Origin of the sequence: Chryseobacterium rhizosphaerae (assembly GCF_003385455.1) — a bacterium.
GTDB lineage: Bacteria > Bacteroidota > Bacteroidia > Flavobacteriales > Weeksellaceae > Chryseobacterium > Chryseobacterium rhizosphaerae.
Map to the genome: position 1 here is coordinate 1 of NZ_QNUF01000058.1, position 5,802 is coordinate 5,802.

Here is a 5,802-nt window from a genome sequence, read left to right on the forward strand (position 1 = left end):
CAATATGGAAACTGTTGAGACAACAGACTATCTGGATGGGTTCCAATATTGGCTTAATGACCTAAGTTTTGTGCCTACTTCAGAAGGGTATTATGATTTTATTCAAAATAAGTATATTTACAACTATACAGATCAGGTAGGAAACATCAGACTGGCGTATTATAAAGATGCTTCCGGAAACCTGAAAGTAGATAGAACTACCCATTATTATCCTTTCGGGCTAGAGTTTGGAGGAGAATTAAGCACCTCAGGTTCAATTACTCAGAATTATAGATATTCTTCCCAGGGACAGGAAAACCAAAGGGAGACAAAATGGAGTTCTTACCGATGGAGAAATTATGATGCTGCAATGGGAAGGTTCTTTAATGTTGACCCATTAAGTGAAAAATATGCTTACCAGTCGCATTATAATTTCTCTGAGAACAGAGTTGTTGATAATGTTGAGCTAGAAGGCCTAGAAGGAGAAGATTTCCGTTTCAGGATGGCCATGAAGCAAAAAGGTGGTGTCCAATGGAGTGCAGAGAAAGCGAATCAGGAGGCCAATAGCGCAGCTTTCATGGCTGTTATTAAATTAGTAACTCCTATTGAGGAGCTTTATACAATAGCTACCGGTCGTGATCTTGATGGTAACCCTGCTAGTAGGAAGGATGCAGGAAAGTTATTAGCATTAAATCTGGTTCCTCAAGCGAAAGTAGAAGTAAAAGCAGCTGCTACAGTATTAAAGGCGGAAGCAAAGGCAGAAGCAAAAGCTATAACTAAAGCAGCAAAAAAACTATACAGTAAAAGCCGCCCATCTTATGGAAAAGATCAAGTGGAGGAAGTTTGGGAAAGTGGCAAACAAAAAGATAACAAAGTTTATGATCCGAATACAGGTGAAGAGCTAACATGGGATAAAACAATAAAGCCAAGATCATGGGACATGGGGCATAAACCTGGTCATGAATATAGAAATTTACATAGAGATTATATGGATGGTAAGATTTCAAAAGAAAAGTTTTTAGAGGAATATAGGAACGCGAAAAATTATCAACCAGAATCAAAATCAGCAAACAGAAGTCATAAGTATGAAAAAAAGTAAAATAGATAACGTTTTTCAATTTGTAAGACTTAACGAATTGGATAGTGTTGAGAGTGAAATTAACTCTTTTAATGTTAATGAATTTATTAATGATTTTGGCGAAAATCTTCTGCAAGAAGCAATTGCCTTTGAAGCAATTGATATTGTAAGGTTCTTACTAAATTGTCAAATAGATATTAATCATTCTGATCAAAATGGAAAAACTCCATTACACTTTAGCGCTGCTCATAATGATTTTGAATCAACTAAATTGCTATTAGGCGATAAGCTTATCGAAATCAATAAGAATGATAAATATGGTAATAATCCACTTTGGGTTGCAGTCTTTAATGCTAGAGGTTATTATAATATTGTAAAATTATTAAAAGAATTTGGTGCAGATCCAAATTCGAGAAATAACAATAATAAATCTCCTTTAGATTTTGCAAAACAAATTGGAGATGATGAAATGATTAAAATTCTTACTTCTTAACGATAGTTCTAAAGAAATTATGAAGCTTCTAATATTATTTTCCTTTGTTCTGTTATTACTGGCTAATCCAAAAGAAATTGTTTCTGGAAAACTATTTTGCAGAGATTTTAAAAATGGAAAGTTTACATTAATAAATAAAAAGACAAATAAAAAGTATCTCATACAAAAATCCCAAGACCTTCAGAAAGAAGAGGTTTTTGATCTATCTACAAATAAAAAGATACGGAAGGATAGATACTATAAAATATTATGGAAGAGTGACTGCCAATTTATATTAACATTAGATCTTGCCAAAAGCCAGCATGACGAAACTGACAAGTATATTAACTCTCATGGTGGGTATCTTTGTACAATCAAAAAGATAGAAGGAAAATGTGCTATTATTGAGACCCAATTTGAAGGAGATGTTTTCTCTTCTGAAATTTGCAAAACCCAATAAAAGATCAATTTACAAACTTGTTGTTTATTTAGGGTATTAAAAACTAATACCCTAAATTTAATAAAAACACTTTACCAATCAAGTAGGAAACATCAGACTGGCGTATTATAAAGATGCTTCCGGAAATGTAAAAATTGACAGAACTACCCATTATTATCCGTTTGGGTTAGAGTTTGGAGATCACTTAGGAACTTCAAATTCAATATCTCCCAACTATAAGTATTCTTCTCAGGGACAGGAGAAACAGACAGAAACAGGATGGAGTTCTTACCGATGGAGAAATTATGATTCTGCGATGGGTAGGTTCTTTAATGTAGATCCGTTAAGTGAAAAATATGCTTATCAGTCTCATTATAATTTCTCTGAGAACAGAGTTGTTGATGCAAGGGAGCTCGAAGGTTTGGAGGCTAAGAAAGTAAATAAAGTGAGCCTTCCTGGTAATGACCCTATGGAGTTTGCTGAGTTTATTATGGGAGGGGCTAGTAGTGTAAGAGCTGCGGTAGCAAATAACGTAGCACGAACTATTAACGTTCTTACGAATGATGCGGTAAGAAATAAATATGTTGTTGATGAAGACGGCGGGTTAACTTTGCGCATAGGTGTTCCAAAAGAATCTTTTAAAGAGAAAGCTGTTAATGGTGCTTTTGATTTAGCGACGATAGGACTGGCAGCCTTTGGAGGCCCCGAAGGCGTTCTAATGACACAAGGGGGAAAAGCTCCGGCTTTAAAAGCCATCGAAGAAATAAAAGATGCTGCAAAGGCTGTAAATGGAAACTCAAAGTTCAGTGGGAAGTCACAACACTTATACGAAATATTTACTACTTCAAATAATAATGTTGTTAAGACGGGTGTTAGTGGCGGAAAAGTATCCCAGGCGGGTAAATCTTATAGAGCTACAAGTCAGGTCAATAAAATTAATAAAGCAGAGGGTGAAGATGTTGTTGATTCAAGAATAATAAAGACTGAGCCAGCAGGTCCAAATGCAAGAAAGAATATTTTAGAAGCAGAAGAAAGAAATGCAAATAAAAATAGATCAACATTAGATCCAAGATACCATAAAAGACCATAGATATGAATTTAAGATACATAGCATTAGGATTAGATTATGATTATTACAGTAAAATGAATAATGAGCTGCGGTATGAATTTCAATTGCATACCAGATACATTTCTAATTATCTATCCAAAGAAATAAGAAAACATAAATTTCAGACGGATGGAACTTTTAACATGCTCTCAATATCTCTTTTGCCTGACAAAATAAAAGATACAAAAATCGTTGCACTTGATGTACTTGAAACTTATTTGTTATTTGATAAGTCAAAGTATGAAAAAATTAAGGGTAGCGACAAGTGCGATTATTATTTAGAATTATTTGAAGAAGGGTTTAAAAAAGCGAATAAATTTAAATCAGTCCCCGTAGACGTTTTATTAAGTCTACTAAAAGAATTCAAAAAAGGAGGGTGCAGAAATGAGTGGTTACATAAAAAGAAAAACTTCAAAAATCATAACCTGCAAATAATATTGTCTTGTGAATTTACGACAAATTATTTTCAATTAATTATTACCATAAATCAAATTTCAAGCAAAAAGGAGATTGTTAGAGAAATCATTATGAAAACCGAGCCGGACGAAATTCTATTTGAGAAAATGTTTAAAGATATTTTGATCGAGAATGACGAAATCATTGTAACCGATAGTTCAGATGGTCCTAGAGTAATTATTAATATAGAAGATCTTTATTCAAATCAATTCAAATACCAAATTTTAGGTGATAAGGAAATTAAAGAAATTCTTTCCTATAAATTGTAAATGTAGTATGGGTAATGTATAATAAAGAAATTAATGAACTTATTTATAAGTTTTCAAATTTAGGATTGGATAGTTCAAGTGATGGGGCTATGATGATTGGTAGAGCACCATTTAAGGGGCCCAAAGCTTGGCTAAATATTATTTATCCAAAGGTTAAAGAAGAAGAAATAGCTGCACTTGAAAGAGAGTTAAATAGTTCTATTCCTGAAAGCTATAAACATTTTTTAATGAATTATAGTAATGGTGGTAATTTTCTCTCATCTACTCTTAGTTTAGATGGATTAAGAAGGTATTTGACTCGTGATCCAAAAGCAAATTCTAGACAACCATTTTCTATTCTAACACCAAATCTCTATGAAAGACCAGAAAACGCAATGAAAAATTTCTTTTTTATTGGTGGGTATCAATGGGATGGATCACTTTTATACATAGATAAAGATACTAACATTGTTCATTGCTGTGAACTGAATGATGCAACATCTAAAGTTCATTGGAATTCTTTTGAAGAAATGTTATTGTCTGAATTGAAACGTTTGTATACTTTATTTGATGATGAAGGAAGAGAAATTGACGAGGATGTTTCAACGCTTCCCTATTAAATATTAAAAACGAATTAGCGTATTAATTATGATACGCTAATTTTTTTAATGTTGACCCATTAAGTGAAAAGTATGCTTATCAGTCACATTATAATTTCTCTGAGAACAGAATTGTTGATGCAAGAGAGCTCGAAGGTTTGGAGGCTAAGAAGGTAAATGAAGTGAGCCTTCCTGGTAATGACCCAATGGAGTTTGCTGAGTTTATTATGGGAGGGGCTAGTAGTGTAAGAGCTGCGGTAGCAAATAACATAGCACGAACCATTAACGTTCTTACCAATGATGCCGTAAGAAGTAAATATGTTGTTGATGATGACGACGGGTTAACTTTGCGCACAGGTGTTCCAAAAGAATCTTTTAAAGAGAAAGCTGTTAATGGTGCTTTTGATTTAGCGACGATAGGACTGGCAGCCTTTGGAGGTCCTGAAGGTGTTCTTATGACACAAGGGGGAAAAGCTCCTGCTATTAAGGCCGTCGAAGAAATAAAAACAGCTGCAAAGTATTCACATTTGAAAGAACCTAAAACAATAGGTGATGGCTTAAAAACAACCTCTGCACAGAGAAAAAGAATTTTAGCCGAAAATATGAGACAAAATAATGGCCAACTTATTAGTGACGGAGATGGAAGGGTTTTAAACATGCCTAAAAAAATTGGTAAAGGACAAAAGGCAGATATGAATCAGGCTGAAATAGATCATATAAAAGCCCGTTCGAAAGAAGGTTCAAATAGTAATAGAAATATGCAGGTATTATCAAAAGAAGAAAACATAAAAAAATCAAATAAATAATATGAAGACATTTAAAGAGGATCTAAATACAGCGGTGATAACTACAAAATTTGTTTTAGAAGGAAAATCTCCAATCTTATATGTATTCCATTATGAGGATGATGGAAGTTGGCAATTTTCTGGTGAAGAAACTAATCTGGAGGATAAAGATTTTCGTATAGTTTCACTTGAGGAAATTATTTCAATTGATAAAACAATTTTAGATGTGGCAGATTTACCATTGGGTGCAGAAGCTCACAGAGAAAATACTGATACTCCATGGAGAAGGTAATGTTCCAGACATTAAATAATGCAAATAAATTATGGCAGGTGGGAATCCACCTGCCTATTAATACAACAAACTACCATTAAATGACTGATTTTCTATTAATATTGAATGTGTCTATGTCTTTTTCCTGAAAAATGTCTTCTAAACATCATCCTGATAAAGCGGGAGACCCTAATAATATTGAGTTTGTGACACAAAAAGAGCATTTGGACAGACATAACGGAAATTTTAGAAATGAAACAACGGGTCCATTAAAAAATCGTAAAATAGATTAATCATGTATAATAAAGAAATTAATGAACTTATTTATAAGTTCCAAAATTTAGGGCTTGCAAACTCGAGCGATGGT

At 33.4% G+C, this 5,802-nt stretch carries 9 protein-coding genes; all 9 read left to right on the plus strand.

Going from position 1 to position 5,802, the window contains the following annotated elements; genetic code table 11:
* Positions 1-1,078: GH-E family nuclease (locus DRF57_RS23175; protein ID WP_241508046.1), on the plus strand; the 1,078-nt coding region annotated here is incomplete at its 5' end.
* On the plus strand, positions 1,065-1,550 hold the full coding sequence (locus DRF57_RS23180) for an ankyrin repeat domain-containing protein (RefSeq protein WP_115921106.1): 486 nt from the start codon (positions 1,065-1,067) through the stop codon (positions 1,548-1,550). The genes DRF57_RS23175 and DRF57_RS23180, both read left to right, overlap by 14 nt.
* 19 nt (positions 1,551-1,569) lie before the next feature.
* Positions 1,570-1,989, plus strand: coding sequence for a hypothetical protein (locus DRF57_RS23185; protein WP_115921107.1), 420 nt, complete (start codon positions 1,570-1,572; stop codon positions 1,987-1,989).
* A 133-nt stretch (positions 1,990-2,122) separates the two neighbouring features.
* On the plus strand, positions 2,123-3,058 hold the full coding sequence (locus DRF57_RS24155; RefSeq protein WP_228450443.1) for an RHS repeat-associated core domain-containing protein: 936 nt from the start codon (positions 2,123-2,125) through the stop codon (positions 3,056-3,058).
* Positions 3,059-3,060: 2 nt separating this feature from the next.
* Positions 3,061-3,801: a hypothetical protein gene (locus tag DRF57_RS23195; protein ID WP_115921109.1), complete on the plus strand. Its 741-nt coding sequence runs from the start codon at positions 3,061-3,063 to the stop codon at positions 3,799-3,801.
* Between the two features lie 14 nt (positions 3,802-3,815).
* Complete coding sequence (locus DRF57_RS23200) at positions 3,816-4,400, plus strand: SMI1/KNR4 family protein (protein WP_115921110.1); 585 nt, start codon at positions 3,816-3,818, stop codon at positions 4,398-4,400.
* Positions 4,401-4,561: 161 nt separating this feature from the next.
* A complete protein-coding gene (locus tag DRF57_RS23205) occupies positions 4,562-5,185 on the plus strand; it encodes an HNH endonuclease family protein (RefSeq protein WP_123863380.1) in 624 nt (207 codons plus the stop codon).
* A 1-nt stretch (position 5,186) separates the two neighbouring features.
* Entirely contained in the window at positions 5,187-5,456 is a 270-nt protein-coding gene (locus DRF57_RS23210) for an immunity protein Imm33 domain-containing protein (protein ID WP_115921112.1), read from the plus strand.
* Positions 5,457-5,587: 131 nt separating this feature from the next.
* Positions 5,588-5,728 (plus strand): hypothetical protein, encoded by a 141-nt coding sequence (locus DRF57_RS23785; protein WP_156126124.1) that lies wholly within the window; start codon positions 5,588-5,590, stop codon positions 5,726-5,728.
* Positions 5,729-5,802 lie beyond the last annotated feature (74 nt).